Below are 19,643 nucleotides of genomic sequence, written 5' to 3'. Positions count from 1 at the left end.
CAGCGCGCGCGATCCCGGATGCCGACGGCTGGCAAGGCCCCTCACCCGCGTTTTCTTCGCCGGATACTCGCCGCTACCGCGCCCGCCACCAGCAAACCGGCGGCTGTGAGGGCAATGATGCCGGTCGCGCGGATGGCTGCCAAAGCGAGGATGATGGATGTCAGGGCGTGGATGAGGGCGTCGGCGATACTCAACAAGGGCGGCGCATACCAAAAGGTTTGAAGGACAGAGATCGGTCTCAATTGCGGGGCAAGGATGCCACGAGAGTTGGGCACGGATGGGGCGCTCGCGCGCAACGGCTCCAACCTTATTTGGCCCTGCCCTGACGGGGCAATCGGATCACATCCCTGTCACGCGGGTTGGCGATTTAATAGCAGCATAGAAGGGCTGAGGGTTTGACCCGAACCAGGTACCGAGCCGGTGTCCGGCTGCGGCACGTGTTCGACATCAGGCATCGCGGCTAGACCCACGGCATTTCCCTGAGAGAGCAAAAAGACGTTCTGCCCAGGCAGATGCATCAGCACGAAGAAATACAGGAAATTGCGATCCAATACGGTCGCGGGTCCCGCCGGTGGCAATCATGACGATGGACATTCACGATGTAAGTCTCGCGCTGACGCAGGTTCCCGGCGGGGAGACCGCGAGCCGGCCGCCGGGCAAGCTCAAGACCGTCCTCGTCTGTGGCAATGATGGGGTCATTGACGAGCAACGCGTGTTTGCGATCCTGGACCGTCTTCTGATGGATGAAGGCGCGTTTCGTATCGTTCATGGCGGCAAGCGTGGCGCCGACCTGTTGGCGACCAAATGGGCCGTCGCGCATCGGGTCCGGTCGATCGCCGAGCGCGCGTCCTGGTTTCGATATGGCAAGTCGGCAGGTCCGCTGCGCAACGAGCATATGCTCAACTGCTACGAGCCCTTCCTGGTCATCGCCTTTCCGGGCGACAAGGATTGTGCGGACCTGGTCGCGCGGGCCCGGCGATCCGGCGTTCGCATCATTGAAGCCGGCGCGCTTTGAGGCTCGCAGCGCCGCGAGCCTGGTCCTCGGGGCGGGCCGGAGCTTCGCTGACTCCCTCCGGCTGCATCACTGGATATCGCCGTCAAACAGATTATTGGTCATGTAGGCGATTTCGGTACGGTTGCGCGCCCGGATCTTCTGCATGATGTTGCGGATATGCACTTTGACCGTGCATTCCTCCATATTCAGCTTGTAGGCGATGATCTTGTTGGACTCGCCCTGACGCAAACGCTGGATCACGGCCAATTGCTTGGGCGTGAATGCTGCCTGCCGCGGCACCCCTTCATCCTGGCTTTCCTCGCCGCCAAGGCCGGCGCGTGACTTAGACGGCAACAGGCCGCTCGCCGGGACGAAGACGCCTCCCGCCGCCACCAGGCGTATGGCCGCGAGGGCAACATCCAGACTGGCGCTCATGCCGATATAGCCCCTGGCGCCCCTGCCGAGAGCCGCCACGACCAGTCGGGGATCCTCGATGTCGGAAACCACGATCACCCGCACGTCGCCCTCATGGCGCGACACATAATCGAGATCGAGCTCCACGATCGCCTCGGTTGCTTTCTGACCCGTGACGCAAAGCAGGACGATGCACGATGCGTGCCCTCCCCCGTTCTGGTGCCATTCCGCCAGGCTGGCATATCCGCGCGCAGCAAAAGCGGGGGCGGCAGAAATGAGGCTGTGTGTCAGGCAACTACGGGTGAGCTGCTTTTCGTCGATGACGGCGATCGTCCACGGCGCACCCTGCCGGTCTTGTTCGGGAAAATGGGGAGCGGGTATCGTTTCCACGGGAGGGGTCTTTCACCAAGAAAATGGACCATGAGACCTTCGGCGGCGAATTGCCGAAGCACATAGTGCGCCACCCTGTCCCGCTGGCTACCATTGAAAGCGCGGCCCGCTTGTCAGGATCGGCGGTAGATCGACGAGGCGAAAGCCTCATCCATCCGATTCTCTTGCGGCAAGCGGTCTAGCCAAAATCGGCCGGCAAGCTCGTCGTGAGACCAATCCCGCTAAGTTGCTCCACTCAACTCCAACCCGTTGGTCAAAGCGACTTTAGAAACTTCTTAGAGCCTTTTCCATAGTCTGTCTTGGACTAGTCTGCATGGACTAATGGTCTAAGCTCGGCAACTGGCCTAGAGTGAGGTGTCATGCACGCCCCATCGCCGCTGCACTTGCTCCTGATCGACGATCACTCGCTCCTGCGCGCGGGCTTGCGCCTGGTGCTGGAGCAGGGGTTGCCGCATGCCATGATCCGCGAAGCCGGCTCGATCGCCCAGGCCATCGCCGAGGATCAGGTGCGGCCCCATGCGGTGCTGCTCGATATCGAGATGCCCGGCCTGAGCGGAATGGAAGGGCTTGCGGTGTTCAGGCGACGCTGGCCGGGCGCGCCGGTGATCATCCTCACCTCGCATGACGATGTCGACACCCGAGCGGAAGCGCTGGCCAAGGGCGCCGCGGCCTTCCTGTCCAAGGCTGAGCCGACCGATCGTATCGTCGCCACCGTCGAAGGCGCCCTGCGGGGAGAGATGCCGCCCAGCGAGGTTGCCCACTCCGCCGCCAGAAGCCAGGCCCAGCTCACGCCGCGTCAATACGAGGTTCTCGACCAATTGGGCCGGGGTTATTCCAACAAGGTGATCGGGCGACACCTCAACCTGTCGGAAAATACCGTGCGCGTGCATGTCCAGGCATTGCTGGCCGCCTTCAATGTGGCGAGCCGGGCTGAGGCCGTGGCCGTGGCCCGCGAACGTGGCTTGATGCGCTGAATGGCGGTTCCCTGGTTCAAGCCGGTCCCAGCTCGCATTGCTGCGGAGCAGCTTCGCTTCATGCTCGGCACGGCGCCGTTCGCCTTCATCATCGGCGGCATCGGCAATGCGGCGATGGCCGTCATCTTCGCCCTGGATGCTCCAGTGCTTCCCTTGGCAATCTGGGCGGTCTGCGCTTTTCTCCCCGTGCCCTTTTTGCGCCTGCTCGCCAGCCGCTTTCGCGACAGCCCTGATCCCGTTGCCGAGGTCGGCCGCTATCAGCGCTATACCATCATCCTTGCCACGGCGATCGGCGTCTTGCGGGGCATATTACCCTGGATCGCCTTCGATCAGGCTTCTCCGCTCGCCATAGCGTTGCTGATCTGCTTCATGGCCGGCATCCAGGCCGGATCCCTCACTTTCATGGCTCCTGTATTGCCGGCCTTTGTCGGCTATTCGGTCGTGTTCATCGCCCTACTGGCCCTCAAGCTGATCACGCTTGGCGATCCAATGTATTGGGGGATGGCGATCGGCAGCATATTATTCTGCATCGCCATCATCGCTTCGGCGCGAAGCGCTTCGCAGACCTTCCAAAAAATGGTGGAGCTGCGTTTCGACAACAACGAATTGGTGGAGCGCCTGCGCCAGGAGACGGCGGTCGCCCAGGCTGCTCGCCTCGAGGCAGAAACGGCCAACCAGGCGAAATCGAAATTCCTGGCCGCCGCCAGCCACGATCTTCGCCAACCTATCCATGCCCAGGGCCTGTTCCTGGAAGTGCTCGCCCGCGGCCAATTGACGGCACAGCAACGCGAAATCCTGGACAATGCCCGCGCCGCCTCAAGCGCCTCGGGCGACATGCTCAACACGCTTCTCGATTTCTCGCGGCTCGAAGCCGGCGTGGTCACGGTGAGCAAGCGCTGTTTCGAACTCCAGCCCCTGCTCAACAGGATCGGCACTGAACTTGCCCCGTCGGCGGATGAAAAAGGCATCGTCTACCGCCAGCGCGATACCGATGTCGTGGTGGAATCGGACCCAGCGCTGGTTGAACTGATCCTCCGCAATCTGATCTCCAACGCCATTCGCTATACTGATCGCGGTGGCGTGCTGATCGGCTGCCGGCGCCGTTTCGATCAGGTGCATGTCGAGGTCTGGGACAGCGGCATCGGTATCGCCGCCGACAATCAGCAGGAGATCTTTCGCGAGTTTCATCAACTCGGCAACCCCGAGCGTGACCGCCGCAAGGGGCTTGGCCTGGGATTGGCCATTACCGAGCGGCTCGCCCGGGCGGCCAATCATGAATTACGGCTTCGCTCGGTGGTCGGCCGCGGCAGCAAATTCGCTCTCGTCCTGCCGCTCGCCACAGGGCAGCCGGGTATGCCTGCCGATCCCGCGCCGTCCGAATCCTTGGCCGAACACACGGCGTTGGGCGCGCCATGCCGGATCCTCGTCATCGACGACGACGAAGCCGTCCGGGAAGGCATGCTGCGCCTGCTCACAACCTGGGGAGCGCAGTGTGAGGCGGTAGAAGGCATCGAGGAGGCGCGGCTTTGCCTCGGCCGTCTGACGCCGGATCTGGTGATCTGCGACTACCGCTTGCGCGAGCAGCGGACCGGCGCGGAGGCGATCGCGATCCTGCGGGAACAAATCCCCGGCTTGCCTGCCATTCTCATCACTGGCGATACCGCGCCTGAACGGCTGCGCGAAGCGGAGGCCAGCGGCATTCCCCTGCTGCACAAGCCGGTTCTGCCGGCCGCCCTCTTCACCAAGATCCGCACCACCATGTCGCTTGGGGCAAAGCGCGCTCATGGCTGAACGCGCCGGCTGGCCGTCGCCTTCAGCCGAATCGACCCATCGCAAAGGGAGCCGGATTGGCAAAAGTGGGCAGCCCCATCATCATTTCCGACAGCAGCCGCCCCGTGGCCGGGCCGAGTGTCAAGCCATGGTGGTTGTGGCCGAAGGCGAACCAAAGACCCTTGTGGCGCGGTGCCGGGCCGATCACGGGACGCATGTCCGGCAGGCATGGGCGCGATCCCATCCAGGGCTCGGCCTCGACGCGCTGATCGAGCGGAAACACCTCGCGGGCATGAGGTTCGGTCCGGTCGAGTTGCACCGGCGTCGGCGCGTGATCGCGTGAGGCGAACTCGATTCCCGTCGTCAGTCGGATACCGCGGGTCATCGGCGCCAGCAGATAACCGCGCTCGATGTCGACGATAGGTCGATTGAGTACGGCGCCGGGAGCCGGCTTGAAATGCACATGATAGCCGCGCTTGACCGCGAGCGGCATGCGATAGCCGAATTTCGTGTAGAGCCGGTCCGACCACGGCCCGAGGGCGACGACGGCCTCGCGCGCATGATAGTGTCGGGTCGGGCTCTCCAGGCTCCAGCCGTCCTCCTCTTGGCGCAGGGCGGTCGCGTCGGCTTCAACGAAGTTACCGCCATTGCGGCTGAAAAGCGCGGCATAATCCTTCACCAGCCGACCGGGATCGGCAATCGTGGCCGGATCGCGCCAATGCACCGCGCCTGCGAACACCCCCGCAAGATTCGGTTCTCTCTCGCGCAGAGCGGAAGCGCCAAGCAGATCGTAGCGCAGGCCGAATTCGTCGAGCTGTCTGGCCGCCGAACAGGCTTTTTCAAAGGCCGCGGTGGTGCGATAGGCCTCCATCCAGCCGGTCGGTCGCAATTGTTCCGAAATGCCGGCATCGGCCATCAGCTTGGCATGCTCATCGACCGAATGCTCGATCAAAGGTAGCATGTCGAGGGCAGCCTGGCGCAGCCGCCTGGGAGAGGATTCCCACCAGAAACGCGCGAGCCACGGCAGGGCCTTGGGCAGGAAGCGCCAATGGTAGCGCACATCCGCCGACAGGTTCAGCCCATAGTGGAGAACCGTCGAGAGCTCGCGCGGAAAGCCGTAGGGAATGACGCTTGCGCGCTCGATCAGGCCCGCATTGCCGTAGCTGGTTTCCTCGCCGGGGGCGCGCCGGTCGACGAGAATGACGGATCGTCCCAATTTCTGAAGATGCAGAGCAATCGAGACACCGATGATGCCGGCACCGAGTACCAGCACATCGCTCGATTGCCTGATGACCTGAACCATGGACCCCCGCCTCCAAGCAATATCGGGGTCAAGACCTCAATCATGGCCAAGACCTCGATCGTAACCAAGACCTGACCGTTCCATCGTGGAGCATATGACGGCCGGCCATTTCGCGCCTGTCCTTGCGCCGAGCGCCGGCATGCCCGCAAGCAATTTCGTCGAGTGGTACCGCAACCGCGCTGGTTTGCCGCTCGGCTCGCGGGAAAGGCCTGGAGACGGCAATGGTCTTTTGCGCGCGCTGTGGGCACTCTCCGAAAGCATCTCGCGGTTCGACGTGACGATCGGAATCACCAAGACGTCTCGAAACAAAGGCCCGAACAAAGGCCGTTTCCGCCTGAACGCGCCTTGCTTTAGGTTCGCCGCTTCGAATCATCGCAATCCGATCGGAGTGAGACAAGATGGACCGTTCATCGGACGAAGCCCATTGGACCGGTGTCGCCCAGCAATGGATCGCTTGGGCGCGCTCGCCCGAACATGACGCCTTCTGGGCCTATCGCCAGTCACTGCTCGCATTCATCGGCCCCGGCCAGGGCAAGGCTCTGGAGATCGGCTGCGGTGAAGGGCGGGTCAGCCGCGAACTGCGCAAGCTGGGCTATCACGTAACGGCAACCGATGCCGTGGCGCCCATGGTCGATGCTGCCCGGGAAGCGGAATCGGCCGACGCTTATGCCGTCGCCAGTGCTGCTCGCCTGCCCTTCGCTGCTGCGAGCTTCGATCTGGTCGTGGCCTACAACGTCCTGATGGATGTCGAGGATGTCCCTGCAGCCGTTGCCGAAGCCCGGCGCGTCCTCAAGTCGGCCGGCGAGTTCCTGATTTCACTGGTGCATCCCTTTCGGGATCGGGGTCACTTCGCCGGCCCCGCACCCGATGCGCCCTTCGTCCTGGAGGGCAGCTATTACGGCCGCGTGCGCTTCGAGGGCGAAGAGGAGCATGATGGCCTTCGCATGCACTTCGCCGGTTGGTCGCAGCCGCTCGAGGACTATGTCGCCGCGCTCTCGCAAGCGGGCTTGGCGATCACGGCCCTGCGTGAGCCCGTTCCCGACATTGCGAATACGGATCGCCTCAATCAGTGGACGCGCCTGCCCCTCTTCCTATGGCTCAAGGCCAAGATTTTGCCTTAACCTCCCTTCTGGGTTACTTTAGAAAATATCGGTAAAAATTTGATATAAATAAATAATTTCTATCAGAAATTACAGCCTCAGCGAGGTTGGAGGTCAGACTGGCGACCTTGGCCCGCCTTACACCGCCCATTCGACATCGGTGGTGAAGGCGATGGTCAGCCAACGATCCCGGCTCTCCCCGCCAATCGCTTCGCCGATCTCGTCACGGATCCGATCCCATTCCTCCAGGCGCATGGCGGGCCGGCCAGCCGGCACGATGAAATAAAGCTCGATCTGCCGGCCTCGGCCGACCTTTGCGACATAGGCCTTGTGGGTCAGGAAGCCATATTTGGCAACGAAGGTCTTAGCGACCGTGTCGACATGGTCCTTGAGAGAGGATGGCGTCACCAGAAGGATTTCGGACAGGGCCTGCCTGACGGTTGAAACCGGCAGAGGAATGATGACCAGGCAAAGCAGGAGCAGGACCGCGGGGTCGACATAGGGCGTGAGCCAGTCCAAACGGGTCCCTTCGATCGCATAGCCGATGCAGAAGGCCAGAAGGAGCGCCCCGGTGATCGAGGCCGACATGATCCAGGCCTTGGCATCGAGCGCCACGAAATCGGAGCGAATGATCCGGTTCATGCGGGTCTCGACCACGGCCATGGCGATGCAGGCCGCCAAGGCCACGGCTGCATAGAGGATGGCATATCCGAATTGGAGATCCCTGCCACCGACCATCAGGCTGCCAATGGCATTGATCATCGCATAGATGGCCGCTCCGATCAGCATCACACCGTTGAGGCCGAGAACCATCGGCTCCAGGTGCCAAAAGCCCATGGTGAAGCGCTCATGCAGCTTGCCCACGGCGGTGGCGGGAGACGAATTGGTCGCAATCAGGCTCGCCACGATCAGCGCAAGGCCGCTCATGCTGGCATCGACCAGCATATAGACGCCGTCGAAGACGATGGAGAAGGAGCCGGAGAGCAGGCCGAATACGACGCCGAAGCCGGCCACGAAAATCGTGACGGCGATCGAGACTTTGAGAATGCCTTGTTCCGTGTACACCTTCAGCCCCCGCTTTGCCGAACAGCCAACGCCTTTACCCTCCGCGCTGAATGCACGCAGGGCCGGGCATCGCCCGGCAGGCAGACGGTCGTACCAACAGCGTCAGTCGAAAGGCGATGCCCTTGGCGAGACTGGAAGTGTGTTGCGGATGCAATTATCCGATGCGGCCCGCGCCCAGACTCCGGCGGACATGCCGCAACCGGCAAGTCCAGCGTTCTGCAGGCTTGGCTGCGGAGCGCGCGGCGCGCGCCGACAGGGGCTTTCGCCCGCCCACCTCGGCTTCATCCTCGGCGGCGGTGCCGTCCAGATATGAACTCGAAGCAGAAGGCGTCTTATGCAGGACCGTGCTGGCCTCCTCCGGCCGAGAGGCTGATGGCTGCGATTGCACGGAAACGGAATCTTCCCGTGGCACCTTTTTCTTGCGCGCCTTTTTTACCGAAGAAGTCTTCGCCTCCTCCGGTTCAAGCGCCGGGACCTTGGCTACCTTCCGGCCGCGTTTGGCACCGTTCTTGCCTTCCTCTCCACCACGAGCCTCGACTCGCGGGGAAACCTCGGCCTCGCTTTTCTGCTCGACTGCGGCCTGAGCGGGAACAGCCACATGCTCCAGAGGAGCAGGCTCTGGGCGCTCGGCCCCAGGGCCGGCAGGTCGAGGCTGAAAGAATTGCTCAGCATGTTGCCAAGCTCTGGATCGCGAACTCGCAGGCTCAGGCGTATCCTCCCAGGACGACGTCTGTCGCGGGGGTGGAGAGGCCTGGGTCGGAGTCGATCGCGATCGCCTGACCTCGACAAAGAAAGGCTTGGAGGGGGGTTTCATTCAGGAATGTATGCTTGTTGGCGAGTCGTGGAACGCGGCAAGCATTACACCCTCGACCGTGCTTGGCAAACCGCCAGATCGGGTGGAATGCGAAATATCGTCCTCTTCCCACCGACAATATCCACTATACCGGGTTCCTTGCAGGATCATTGCACCTTCAGGTGCGCTTCCGGCAGCGTATCCACTCGACGACCGCACCTGCGATCGAATGGAGAGGGACCCTCGCGGCGCAGCCAAGATCTGCTGCAGGGCACTCCCGCAACCGTGCAAAAAGCGGCCCCTTCCGACATTTGCAACGCCCTCTTGCCGGCGCCAAGGGATAATTCCGGCCCGTTTGCTCTTCCGTCGCAGCAATGTTGAGAGCTGGAACAGGAGAGAAGCCAGGTTCATATTTGGGCTAGAGCGTTTTCCGAAAAAGTTGATAGACTTTTCGATTAAGAAAACACGACAAAACAAGAAGTTGGCGCGAAAAGGCGCATTTCTGCCAAACGTCGAGCCAGTCAAAGGAGGAATTGTCATGGCTGCCAAGGACGTGAAGTTCTCATCCGAAGCACGTGAGAAGATGCTGCAAGGCGTGGACGTGCTTGCAAACGCGGTCAAGGTGACGCTCGGCCCCAAGGGCCGGAATGTCGTCATCGAAAAAAGTTTCGGCGCCCCCCGCATCACCAAGGATGGCGTGACCGTCGCCAAGGAAATCGAACTGGAAGACAGGTTCGAGAATATGGGGGCCCAATTGGTCCGCGAGGTCGCCGCCAAAACCTCGGACTCGGCTGGTGACGGCACCACCACCGCCACCGTTCTGGCCCAGGCCATCGTCAGGGAGGGCGCCAAGGCTGTCGCCGCCGGCATGAATCCGATGGATATCAAACGCGGTATCGACATGGCAGTGGAAGCCGTGGTCGCCGATCTCAGGAAGCACGCTCGCAAGGTTACCAAGAACGATGAAATCGCCCAGGTCGGCACCATCTCGGCCAATGGCGATGCGGAGATTGGCGAGTTCCTGGCCAAGGCGATGAAGAAGGTCGGCAATGAGGGCGTGATCACCGTCGAGGAAGCAAAGGCGCTGGCCACCGAACTCGAGGTGGTGGAAGGCATGCAGTTCGATCGGGGCTACATCTCACCCTATTTCGTCACCAATGCGGAGAAGATGCGGGCCGACCTCGAAGATCCCTACATCCTCATCCATGAAAAGAAGCTCTCGAGTCTTCAAGCATTGCTCCCCTTGCTCGAAGCCGTCGTGCAAAGTGGCCGCCCCCTGCTGATCATCGCCGAGGATGTGGAAGGCGAGGCACTCGCCACGCTGGTGGTGAACAAACTGCGCGGCGGGCTGAAGATTGCCGCCGTCAAGGCGCCGGGCTTCGGTGACCGCCGCAAGGCCATGCTGGAAGACATCGCCATTCTCACCGGCGGCAGCGTCGTCAGCGAGGATCTCGGCATCAAGCTCGAAAATATCGACCTGCAAATGCTTGGGCAGGCCAAGAAGGTGGTGATCGAGAAGGAAAGCACCACCATCGTCAACGGCGCTGGCAAGAAGGCCGAGATCCAGGCCCGCATCGCCCAGATCCGGGCGCAGATCGAGGAGACCAGCTCTGACTACGACCGGGAGAAACTGCAGGAACGCCTGGCCAAGCTGGCGGGCGGCGTGGCGGTGATCCGGGTCGGCGGCGCTACCGAAGTCGAGGTCAAGGAGCGCAAGGATCGGGTCGACGATGCACTCCACGCCACCCGCGCGGCCGTGGAAGAAGGCATTCTTCCCGGCGGTGGCGTAGCCCTGTTGCGTTCGCTCGGCGCCCTCGACAGCGTGAAACCGGGCAATAGCGACCAGAAGACCGGCATCGATATCGTCAGACGCGCAATCGAGGTGCCGGCGCGGCAGATCGCGGCGAATGCCGGCGCCGATGCCAGCATCATCATCGGCAAGCTTCTGGAAAAGGACAGCTATAGTTGGGGCTACAATGCCTACACGGGTGAATACCAAGATCTTGTCCGGGCCGGCGTGATCGATCCTGCCAAAGTGGTGCGGACAGCCCTGCAGGGGGCGGCGTCAATCGCCGCCCTGCTGATCACCACCGAAGCTCTGGTGGCTGAGCTGCCTGACAAGGAGGCGCCGCCAGCCATGCCTAGAGGCGGCGGCATGGGCTTTTGACGGTCGTTTACGGAACCCGCCTCCTCGCGGGTTCCGACGGCAACACCGTATGCAACGGTCGTCGCGCCGGCCTCATTCCCCTTTTCAGCCATTGCGGCCAGATGATGATCGCAATGTGCGAAATCGCACTGACAGGTCTGATTGCGTCCTGCCTTGTCGTTACGTCATATCGACAGTTCGAGGGCGAAATCTTGGTGCGGAAAGAAACATTGCTGGACCTTATCGAGGGAAAATCCCGGGCCAGGAAGGTCCGCCGGGGGATCGCTCGTCGCCAGCACTATTTCGCCGTCTGTATCGTGGCGACGCTCGCCGCGGCGCTCGTGACCACGGCCATTGCCGGGGTCACGGCCTATCAGGGCCAGACCACCTATTGGAATCACCCGGCACAAAAACGCGCTTCCCTGGCCAAGTCCTAGAGCCACGGCCTAAGGAGCGGGGGCGTTCAGGCATGAGCAGCGCTGCTGCGGGTGCGTGGTCAGGCCTTGTCGGCCAGCCAGGCCGCCGCTGAAGATCCCAACTTCGGCGCGGGCAAATCCCACATCATTGGGATATCCGCGATCGCAACGGGCGGGCGGATGCGGCGGGCCGGTCCCTAACCGGTCTGCTCGACGAGGTCGGACCAGTCGGAAGGTTGCTCGGGCGCCGGCGCTTCGGCGTCGTCCGGTTGGTTGCCAGCTGAAACCAGCAAGCGCGGTGCGCGCGAGCGATCCGCGTATCTCGCATCCCCGCCCCGTCTGCAGCCGTTCCACCAGCCCCCGGACGGCCGCGGCGGCCAGGAGGTAGCCGGTGGCATGGTCGATTGCCTGCCCGGGCAGCGGTGTCGGGCGGTCTTGCCCTGCCGCGCGCATGCTTGCATCGGCAATGCCCGTGCTCATCTGAATCAGGCTGTCATAGCCTCGCCGTCCGCTCCAGGGGCCGCTCCAGCCATAGGCGTCCAGGCACACATCGACCAGCCCCGGATTGAGTTGCCGGCGGCGCGTCGAATCAAGCCCGAGACGGGCAAGCGCGTCGGGCCGATAGCCGTGAACGAAGATGTCCGCCCGCGCGAGCAGTTGCTCCAGCGTGCGCAGACCGTCGGGGTTCTTCAGATCGAGCCGGGCGCAGCGTTTGCCGAGCACGACCTCGGGCACGGTGCCCGGCTCCTCCCAGCCCGGGGGATCGATGCGCAGAACCTCGGCCCCAAAGCCCGCGAGGAAGCGCGTCGCAACGGGACCGGCAAGAATGCGCGTCAGGTCCAGTACGCGGATGCCCTGCAAAGGCCGAGCTGCCGACAGCGGCAGGTGTGACCGGTCACCGCCAGCGGTGCTGCTACGATGCAGCAGCGGCTCGGCATTGACGGCCCTTCCCTGTGGATGATCGGCCCATTGCGCGAGCGTCCGCATGGTGGCGGCGCAGCCATTCTTCGCCACGATGGCCGTCTCCAGGGCCGCCGCCTGCCATTGCTTCACGGCGGCAGCCACCGCCTCGCGTTCGGCATGCGTCCTCAGGACAGCCAAGGCAGCATCGCGGTGATGCGCGGCATTCGTGTGCAGCCGGATCCAGCCATCTGCCGCCCTATAATCGCCGGCCACAGCATCCCATAGCGGCGGCATCGACCATCCCTGCGGCGGTAGCGTGGTGAGGAACCAGAACGAGGCCAGCCGCCGATCGACCTGCACGGCGGGGAATTTGCCTTGTCGCAACGACGCCAGTTCGGCGACAGAGAGGCTGGCGGCGGCCACCGCTGCGCCGGCGAGATCGGTAACGTGGAATGTCGAGGGCAGAGCACCGGCGCCTTCTATCGTCAGATGGCTGAGATGCGCAGGATCTCCGCCGACGGCTTGCCAGATCTCGCGCAGGAAATACGCAGCGGGAGCTGAGACCGTCGAGGATAGAAATGTCGGAGCCGTATCGTCGCGCATGGCAGCCTCAATATGATTCTCTTCAATGAACAATTTCGGGACACCTCGGCCCAGACTTCGCCGACCGCCGGAGGGCGCATATCGATCTAGTCGTGCACAAGGCTTGAATGAACGGTGCGGCATGCTAAAGCGTTTTTCGGTTCGGCGAGCCCGCCCAGAATCGCAAAGATGCGTCCAAACAAGGCGTTAGAGCTGACGAGCGCCAGCCATGAACGCGCTTTGCTCTTGAGATACTTATCCTGCCTTCCCCTTGTCCTTGCTTTTCTTCGATTGGCTTCGTCCTGCTGTTGGAAAGCTGGAAATCGTCATGATTTCAATGTTCTTGCTGGAATCTCTCATCAAATCACGCAATTCGAATTGCCTGGAAGCGATCGTATGAATGTGTTTGCCCGACCCATAGCGTTTGTGGGTGTTCTGCTCTGCCTTGCCCTTTCCGCCTGCGGCGACCAGGAACCCAGCCAGCGCAAGGAATTCATCGAATTCCTGCAAACCCGCATTCTCGACAAGCCCGGCGCCCATGTGCCGCAATTGAGCGGCAACCAGAAGGACGCCTTCGGCCCCTACGTCAAGGACTACGCCATCATCACCGACTTTGCGGCAGGCCCGACGGGTGAGCCTGGCAATCTACAGCAGCGCTTCGGCGCCATCATGGCCAAGGGCTCTATTCGCTCGATGGGTGATCTGGCGACGCGGCGCGAGGATCTGGCAGCCGTGCACAATCTTGTCGGCGAGCTCGGCAGCGCCATCGACCAGGCCCTTGCCAAGGCCGACGCTGCCAAGGCGCAGCTCAAGCAGCCGGACGATCTCAAGGCCGTCTTCGACAAGGCCTATGAGCGGGACGTGACGGAGGTTGCCAGGAACGTCAAGCAGATGTTGCCGCCGGTCCAGGACATGACCACTGCTGCCTTGCGGCTCGCCGATTTCATCACCGGCAATAAGGACAAGCTCGAGGTCAGCGGCATGATGATCACCGCCAAGGATCAGAAGACCCTGTCGGCCTTGCAGCCGCTTCTCGACGATTTCAACGCCAAGGGACAGGCCGCGATGGCTCTCCAGCAGAAATTCCGTTCATTCCAGTAGGATGTCATCACGCCGTGAAGCGTCTTTGCGATTTGACGGAATCGCCAGAATCGCAAAGACGCTCAAGCCAATCCGTCGGATTGGCTTGGAAACAAGGAGCTGGAGCAAACATGCCTCCAGCTCTGAACGCGCCCTGCTTGAGGTATCGAATATGCTGATCTTGCGAAAACTCATCATGATCGTGGCTGTGGCCGTCATCGCCATCGTCGGCACGGCCGGCTATCGCTGGTACGACTATGTGACGGCTGCCAAGGACCCGCTCGACGAAGTGGGTATCGAGCTCAACAGCCGCATGCCGATGGCCCTGCGCAAATGGGGCTGCTATCAGTTGCAAAAGCGTTTCGGGGACCGCCTGCCGCCCTATGGCTGCTCCAGCGGCGACGGCAGAAGCTGGATGTAATCAGGCCACCCTGAATAAGGAACCTGGCCGGTGGGGATGGGCAGTCGCTCAGCCGCAACTGGCGCTGACCACCCGCCCGGTCGCCGGGTTGGTGGTGATAGTGACCCGATCCTGACGAAAATCGAAGGTGACGGCCTGGCCCGGCTTGATCTGGCGTACGATCTGGGCGCCTGTCAGTTTCCTGGCCTCATCGTCCGTCGGCTTGGGCTGGCCGACCAGGCGCTGCGCCGCCTCCGCCACGCAAGATGAAGATGGCCCCGGCTGTGCGGCATTGGAAGCGCAGGCCGTCAGTGCCAGCAGGGCAACGGGTATGAACGGCAGGAAGGGCCTGATCTGGCTGGTAAGCATGCTGATTCCTCATTGCGGTATTTGACCGGCAGAACCGATCGAGCCTGTCATGCCGGATTGTACCTCGCCCTTTCATCCCGTCGGATGAAACTCAATCAAAAAATATGATTTAATTCATATATTTCAAATTATTCCATAGCATTCCTTATGTCAAACATTCAAAAAATGTCCTGACGCTCACCCCTGCTGCTTGACCTCGATATGCAGGCTGAACGCGCCGAACGTCTGCGTCCGGAAAAAGCGCCTGCAGGCGCACGGCTTGCCATGTGGCTCGTGAAGAATTATTTGTCGATTGGACAAGAATGGAGGCTTCGATGGCGCGCCCTCGGGAGTTCGATCGTGGCGAGGCCCTGGCAAAGGCACGTGACGTCTTTTGGAGCCGTGGCTATGAGGGAACTTCTATGGCCGACCTCGTGTGCGAACTTGGCCTCGCCTCGGCGCGCATCTATGCCGCCTTTGGCTCCAAGGAGGATTTGTTCCGGGAAGCGGTCGCGCTTTACGAAGCGCAAGAAGGCGGCTTCGTGGAACGGGCGCTGGCCCAGGAGCCGACGGCCCTGGCGGCGGCCGAACGGATCTTTCGGGAGGCGGTGGACACCTATACGCGGCCGGGAAAGCCTTGGGGCTGCATGGTCGTCACTGCAGCCACCAATTGCGCGACCGAGAATGTGAAGATAGGCGACTGGCTGGCCGAGCGCCGCCGCGCTCAGACGAGTGCGATCACCGGACGGCTCGATCGCGCCATCCGCGAGGGCGAGTTGCGGCCCGAGGCGGATGCCCGCGCCCTCGGCGACACTTTCGCCACCGTGATGCATGGCCTGTCGGTCAAGGCGCGGGACGGCGTATCGCGCGAGCGCCTGCAGGACGTAACCCGCCTCGCCATGCAGTTGCTCCAGGCGCAAACCGGGTCGCCAAGCGCTCGATAAGAGGCCTTCCCGCCTGGGCGATCATGCTATCCTGCCTTTCCGGATCGCCCACTCATTCAGCCTCTCACCGAGGCCTTCTGCGTCAAATCACGACCGGCGAATGAAATTGCAGATCAGATCGGCGATGACATCGGGAGCGTCCTCGAAACAATAATGCCCGACTCCGGCGAGCCGCTCGACGGGAGCCTGGGGGAAGAGTTCGGAGAACAAGGGCAGGAAATGCGCTGCCCGCAATGTGCGGTCTGCTTCGCCCCAGATCGCCAAGGCGGGTTTGTCGCGGATGATCTCGAAGGCCACTGGGCCCGGCTGCTCGAAACGGTGGGCGCCTAGGGCAAAACCCTCTGCCCAGCCGATGGCACCCACGCATTCAGCCGGATCTGAAAAAGGAGCGCCATAGGCCGAGAGCCATGCGTCGGTGATGACGGCATTGTTCTCGAAACCGTTGAGCTTCAGTGTGCTCAGGATGTTGAACCCGAGCTGGCCGAGCACGCTCCTCAACACGCCCCCGGCATGGGCCCGGGCAATCCATTGGAACCAGGGCGCCGCTTGTGCATTGGCCGTGAGGCGCTCGACGAGATCGACTTGCCCGAAGGGCGTCGGTCCATTGACCGAGATGATCCGACGGATCCGCTGCGGCTGCCGGGCGGCAAGGCCCATGCCGACGGGGCCGCCGAAATCATGCATGACGAGGGTAATCTGGCTGAGGTCGAGCGCGAGGACGAAGCGCTCGAGATTGTCGATGTGGTCCTGGAGCCAATAGCTGCGACCTATCGGGGTCCCGCTCTTGCCGAAACCCATATGATCGGGAACGAGCACCCGATGCGTCCGGCTCAAAACGGGAATCAGATGGCGGAAAAGATAGCCCCAGGTCGGCTCGCCATGCAGGCACAGGACGGGTTCGCCATCATCGGGGCCCTCATCGACATGGTGCATTCTAAAACCGGCGGCATTGGTGAAGTGTGGAGCGAATGGAAAGGTGCCGTCGAAGGTCGCTTCCGCCTCGATCATTGGGAATATCTCCTGTCATGGTTTTAGATTGAAACCATGACAGGACTAAATCCTGCAGTTTTAATTTGCAACCGATATGCTATGAGTTCGAGGGACAAGCTGGGAACGGCTGGAGCGCGTTTCGATGCGTGACAGTCGAGCCGTCCCCTCGGCACGAACAAGGATGGATCGGCGAGTGCCATGGCCAAGCGGGTAAGCCACCGGGAATCTGCGTGCGGCGTCGCCCGGCCGCTGGATGCGATCGGCGACTGGTGGTCGCTGCTGATCGTGCGCGACGCCTTCGATGGCCTGCGTCGGTTCGGCGAGTTTCAGAAGAGCCTTGGCCTGGCCAAGAACATCCTCTCGGCCCGACTCCGCAACCTGGTGGCCCACGGCATCATGGATCTGGCGCCCGCCGGTGACGGCGGTCCCCATCACGAATACGTCCTGACCGAGAAGGGCCGCGGCCTATTCCTGGTTCTGGTGGCCTTGCGGCAATGGGGAGAGGATTTCTTCTTCGAGCCGGACGAAGCCCATGTGCTGTTGGTGGACAAGAAGACCACCCTGCCCGTGCGCCGGCTCGAGCTTCGTGCCCAGGACGGACGTGTGCTGGGCGCGCAGGACACCTTCGTCCGCAGCCCACCGGGTGGAGCAGATATGGAGGAGAAGAACTGAGCCCCTGCTCGCTGGCGCAGCAGGTCGTTCTACCGTTCCTCCCCATGCCCATCGCAGCCGCGTTCACGGTGCGCCGCCAGGCGCGCCTGGAAATCGCCGGAGAGATCCGCCAGCGTCACCTTGGCAAACTGATCGAGCAGCAATTGGCGGGCTTTGCCGAGCGCATCGTCGAGACGCGCATTCACAGCCTGTTCGACCAGGCATTGCGGGTGGTCCTCGGCCAGACCCAGGGCGAATATGGGCGGCTCGCCGATGGCGGCATAGACATCGCGCAAAGTGAATTGATCGAGGGGCCGGGCCAGTTTCCAGCCGCCGCCATGGCCTTTCTCCGACGTCACATAGCCCTGCTCCCTCAGTCCGGCCATGGTGCGGCGGATCACCACGGGATTGGTATCGAGCATCCTGCCGATCTCATCCGAGGTCAGGCCGCGCTCGGCCTGATCGATGTGGAGCAGCACATGGAGCATGCGTGACAGCCGGCTGTCGCGAGCCATTTCCGTTCCCTTTTCTTCCGGCATCCCCGATCCGGCAATCGCACCGTTGCACGGAGATTCCGCTGATGCAGAGATAGCCGCAATATGATCTCGTAACAATAAAAGTTGCGTTCTTGAGCGCCCCGCATATCATGTAACTCTTAATGATACGAATCTGGCAGGCATGCCAGCGAGCCGTTTCTCAACTCCGGACCTACAGGTGCTCCAATGATCGCCGCATCGCCTCTCAACGGTATCGACCGCCCTCGCCACGCCGCTGATCACGACGTCATCATCATCGGCGGCAGTTTTGCCGGCGTCTCGGCCGCAATGCAGCTCGCCCGCGCCCGACGCCGCGTGCTTCTCGTCGATGGCGGCCAGCCGCGAAACCGCTTCGTCGAGAACGCCCATGGCTTTCTCGGACAGGATGGACGGCCCCCGCGCGAGATCATCGGCACCGCTCTTGCCCAGCTCTCCGCCTATCCGACTTTCGGTTTTGTCGCCGGACAGGCCCTGCAGGCACGCAAGAACGGAGATTTCTTCGAAATCGATCTGGGAGAAAAAGGCACCGTGCGCGGCCGGCGGCTGATCCTGGCAACCGGCGTCGGGGACGACCTGCCGGAGATCGCCGGCATGCGCGAGCGCTGGGGCCTTTCCATCTTCAGCTGTCCCTATTGTCACGGCTATGAGGTCGCGGATCGCCGCCTCGGCGTAATCGCCAACCATCCGATGTCGGCGCATCAGGCCGTCCTCGTGTCGGACTGGGGTCCGACTGTCTATTTCACTCAGGGCCGGTTCGAGCCGGATGAGGAACTCCTCCCCCTGTTTCGTACGCGCAAGATCGAGGTCGAACGCAGCCCGATCGTCGAGATTATCGGCTCCGGCACGGCGGTCGAGGCCGTCCGATCCGCGCATGGCCTGACGGTGCCGGTCGAAGCCATTTTCACCGCACCACAGACCTATTTGACGTCTCCCCTTGCCGAACAGCTCGGATGCCGCATCGAGGACGGCCCCCTCGGGCCCCTCATCGGCGTCGACGACCAGAAGCGCACCAGCATCGAGGGCGTTTTTGCCGCTGGCGATGTCACCAGCATGATGGCAAATGCGACGCTGGCGTCTGCAGGCGGTGTGATGGCAGGAGTGTCCGCGCACCGCTCGCTTGTTTTCGACAGCGGCGCGCATGGATGATCCGCGGGATCAGGCAGGCCGGAACCGGCCCGCCGTCGGGCACGGGATCACGCCCGCACCCACCCGGCCCGGATCAACATGGAGAAAAGGCGGCGATAGCAGGCCTCGGCAAAGGCGAGCAGCCTCGTTCCCGCGAGCACCATCAGGCCTCGCGATAGCATGGCTCCTGTCAGGCCGCTTAGCGCGCCGCCGAAAATGTCAAGGGGATAATGCACGCCAAGATAGATGCGCGCCCAACCGACCATCAACCCGATGACGGCAAACAGCCAGGCGCTAGCCGCCCGTCCGGCGAACGCATAAGCCCAGGCCGCGGCGAACAGGACGGTCGCATGATCGCTGGGAAACGAGCTATCGGCAGCATGCGCCAGATAGCTGTGTCCGATCCCAGCCTCGTGCGGCCTGGGTATCTGAACCCCGGTCGAGATCAACAGATTGATCCCCAGAGCCAACAAGATGGCGGTCACGACGGCCATCGCGGCACCACGGTCACGCGAATTGCCCCATAGCCAGTCGATCATCAGCTTCGCTGGCAGGCTGAAGATCAGAAAGACAGCGGCGAGATAGCCGATGTCGAGGCCGACCGCACTGGCCGGCACGCCCGCATTGAGGATCGCGAACAGGGTCTGGTTCAGGGTCATTCAGCAATCATCGCATGGAAAACACTTCGGCCGCCGCCAGCGGAAAGCAAGCAGCGGCCG

At 62.4% G+C, this 19,643-nt stretch carries 21 protein-coding genes; 11 read left to right on the top strand and 10 right to left on the bottom strand.

Annotated features, from left to right (window positions below; genetic code table 11):
- Window positions 1-41 precede the first annotated feature (41 nt).
- Window positions 42-194 (bottom strand): hypothetical protein, encoded by a 153-nt coding sequence (locus ACN6KF_RS31250; RefSeq protein ID WP_434960771.1) that lies wholly within the window; start codon window positions 192-194, stop codon window positions 42-44.
- A gap of 386 nt (window positions 195-580) precedes the next feature.
- Between ACN6KF_RS31250 and ACN6KF_RS31245 the strand changes: the two genes are divergently transcribed.
- Window positions 581-1,015 carry an SLOG family protein gene (locus ACN6KF_RS31245; RefSeq protein ID WP_434960770.1) on the top strand — a complete coding sequence of 145 codons (435 nt, stop codon included), beginning with the start codon at window positions 581-583 and terminating at the stop codon, window positions 1,013-1,015.
- A gap of 66 nt (window positions 1,016-1,081) precedes the next feature.
- Here ACN6KF_RS31245 and ACN6KF_RS31240 read toward each other — a convergent pair whose 3' ends face one another.
- A complete protein-coding gene (locus ACN6KF_RS31240; protein WP_434960769.1) occupies window positions 1,082-1,798 on the bottom strand; it encodes a LuxR C-terminal-related transcriptional regulator in 717 nt (238 codons plus the stop codon).
- A 359-nt stretch (window positions 1,799-2,157) separates the two neighbouring features.
- Here ACN6KF_RS31240 and ACN6KF_RS31235 point away from each other — a divergent pair, with 359 nt between their 5' ends.
- Window positions 2,158-2,772, top strand: coding sequence for a response regulator (locus ACN6KF_RS31235; RefSeq protein ID WP_434960768.1), 615 nt, complete (start codon window positions 2,158-2,160; stop codon window positions 2,770-2,772).
- A complete protein-coding gene (locus ACN6KF_RS31230; RefSeq protein ID WP_434960767.1) occupies window positions 2,773-4,563 on the top strand; it encodes an ATP-binding response regulator in 1,791 nt (596 codons plus the stop codon).
- 22 nt (window positions 4,564-4,585) lie between these two features.
- On the opposite strand, the gene ACN6KF_RS31225 is transcribed toward ACN6KF_RS31230, so the two are convergent.
- Complete coding sequence (locus tag ACN6KF_RS31225) at window positions 4,586-5,845, bottom strand: NAD(P)/FAD-dependent oxidoreductase (RefSeq protein WP_434960766.1); 1,260 nt, start codon at window positions 5,843-5,845, stop codon at window positions 4,586-4,588.
- 398 nt (window positions 5,846-6,243) lie between these two features.
- Between ACN6KF_RS31225 and ACN6KF_RS31220 the strand changes: the two genes are divergently transcribed.
- Window positions 6,244-6,966: a class I SAM-dependent methyltransferase gene (locus ACN6KF_RS31220; protein WP_434960765.1), complete on the top strand. Its 723-nt coding sequence runs from the start codon at window positions 6,244-6,246 to the stop codon at window positions 6,964-6,966.
- A gap of 117 nt (window positions 6,967-7,083) precedes the next feature.
- Here the strand turns inward: ACN6KF_RS31220 and ACN6KF_RS31215 are convergent, their stop codons facing one another.
- A complete protein-coding gene (locus ACN6KF_RS31215) occupies window positions 7,084-8,010 on the bottom strand; it encodes a cation diffusion facilitator family transporter (protein WP_434960764.1) in 927 nt (308 codons plus the stop codon).
- Window positions 8,011-8,164: 154 nt separating this feature from the next.
- Window positions 8,165-8,608 carry a hypothetical protein gene (locus tag ACN6KF_RS31210; protein ID WP_434960763.1) on the bottom strand — a complete coding sequence of 148 codons (444 nt, stop codon included), beginning with the start codon at window positions 8,606-8,608 and terminating at the stop codon, window positions 8,165-8,167.
- A 733-nt stretch (window positions 8,609-9,341) separates the two neighbouring features.
- Between ACN6KF_RS31210 and groL the strand changes: the two genes are divergently transcribed.
- Complete coding sequence (gene groL, locus ACN6KF_RS31205) at window positions 9,342-10,970, top strand: chaperonin GroEL (protein ID WP_434960762.1); 1,629 nt, start codon at window positions 9,342-9,344, stop codon at window positions 10,968-10,970.
- Entirely contained in the window at window positions 10,967-11,386 is a 420-nt protein-coding gene (locus ACN6KF_RS31200) for a hypothetical protein (RefSeq protein WP_434960761.1), read from the top strand. Before groL ends, ACN6KF_RS31200 begins: the two co-directional genes overlap by 4 nt.
- Before the next feature lie 9 nt (window positions 11,387-11,395).
- Here ACN6KF_RS31200 and ACN6KF_RS31195 read toward each other — a convergent pair whose 3' ends face one another.
- On the bottom strand, window positions 11,396-12,871 hold the full coding sequence (locus ACN6KF_RS31195) for a CoA transferase (protein WP_434960760.1): 1,476 nt from the start codon (window positions 12,869-12,871) through the stop codon (window positions 11,396-11,398).
- A 375-nt stretch (window positions 12,872-13,246) separates the two neighbouring features.
- Here ACN6KF_RS31195 and ACN6KF_RS31190 point away from each other — a divergent pair, with 375 nt between their 5' ends.
- Window positions 13,247-13,951 carry a DUF3053 family protein gene (locus ACN6KF_RS31190; RefSeq protein WP_434960759.1) on the top strand — a complete coding sequence of 235 codons (705 nt, stop codon included), beginning with the start codon at window positions 13,247-13,249 and terminating at the stop codon, window positions 13,949-13,951.
- A gap of 151 nt (window positions 13,952-14,102) precedes the next feature.
- Window positions 14,103-14,351 (top strand): hypothetical protein, encoded by a 249-nt coding sequence (locus ACN6KF_RS31185; protein WP_434960758.1) that lies wholly within the window; start codon window positions 14,103-14,105, stop codon window positions 14,349-14,351.
- A gap of 48 nt (window positions 14,352-14,399) precedes the next feature.
- On the opposite strand, the gene ACN6KF_RS31180 is transcribed toward ACN6KF_RS31185, so the two are convergent.
- Window positions 14,400-14,699 (bottom strand): I78 family peptidase inhibitor, encoded by a 300-nt coding sequence (locus ACN6KF_RS31180; RefSeq protein WP_434960757.1) that lies wholly within the window; start codon window positions 14,697-14,699, stop codon window positions 14,400-14,402.
- Between the two features lie 314 nt (window positions 14,700-15,013).
- Between ACN6KF_RS31180 and ACN6KF_RS31175 the strand changes: the two genes are divergently transcribed.
- A complete protein-coding gene (locus tag ACN6KF_RS31175; RefSeq protein ID WP_434960756.1) occupies window positions 15,014-15,622 on the top strand; it encodes a TetR/AcrR family transcriptional regulator in 609 nt (202 codons plus the stop codon).
- A gap of 87 nt (window positions 15,623-15,709) precedes the next feature.
- Here ACN6KF_RS31175 and ACN6KF_RS31170 read toward each other — a convergent pair whose 3' ends face one another.
- Complete coding sequence (locus ACN6KF_RS31170; protein WP_434960755.1) at window positions 15,710-16,630, bottom strand: alpha/beta fold hydrolase; 921 nt, start codon at window positions 16,628-16,630, stop codon at window positions 15,710-15,712.
- Window positions 16,631-16,810: 180 nt separating this feature from the next.
- Between ACN6KF_RS31170 and ACN6KF_RS31165 the strand changes: the two genes are divergently transcribed.
- Window positions 16,811-17,284, top strand: a complete 474-nt coding sequence (locus ACN6KF_RS31165; protein WP_434960754.1) for a winged helix-turn-helix transcriptional regulator — start codon at window positions 16,811-16,813, stop codon at window positions 17,282-17,284.
- Between the two features lie 29 nt (window positions 17,285-17,313).
- On the opposite strand, the gene ACN6KF_RS31160 is transcribed toward ACN6KF_RS31165, so the two are convergent.
- A complete protein-coding gene (locus ACN6KF_RS31160) occupies window positions 17,314-17,778 on the bottom strand; it encodes an Rrf2 family transcriptional regulator (protein ID WP_434960753.1) in 465 nt (154 codons plus the stop codon).
- A gap of 207 nt (window positions 17,779-17,985) precedes the next feature.
- Between ACN6KF_RS31160 and ACN6KF_RS31155 the strand changes: the two genes are divergently transcribed.
- On the top strand, window positions 17,986-18,945 hold the full coding sequence (locus ACN6KF_RS31155) for an NAD(P)/FAD-dependent oxidoreductase (RefSeq protein ID WP_434960752.1): 960 nt from the start codon (window positions 17,986-17,988) through the stop codon (window positions 18,943-18,945).
- Window positions 18,946-18,992: 47 nt separating this feature from the next.
- Here the strand turns inward: ACN6KF_RS31155 and ACN6KF_RS31150 are convergent, their stop codons facing one another.
- Window positions 18,993-19,583, bottom strand: coding sequence for a phosphatase PAP2 family protein (locus tag ACN6KF_RS31150; protein WP_434960751.1), 591 nt, complete (start codon window positions 19,581-19,583; stop codon window positions 18,993-18,995).
- Window positions 19,584-19,643: the final 60 nt, after the last annotated feature.

Source organism: Labrys methylaminiphilus subsp. lupini, from assembly GCF_051161885.1.
Classification (GTDB): domain Bacteria; phylum Pseudomonadota; class Alphaproteobacteria; order Rhizobiales; family Labraceae; genus Labrys.
This window is presented reverse-complemented; position numbering and strand designations above follow the sequence as displayed.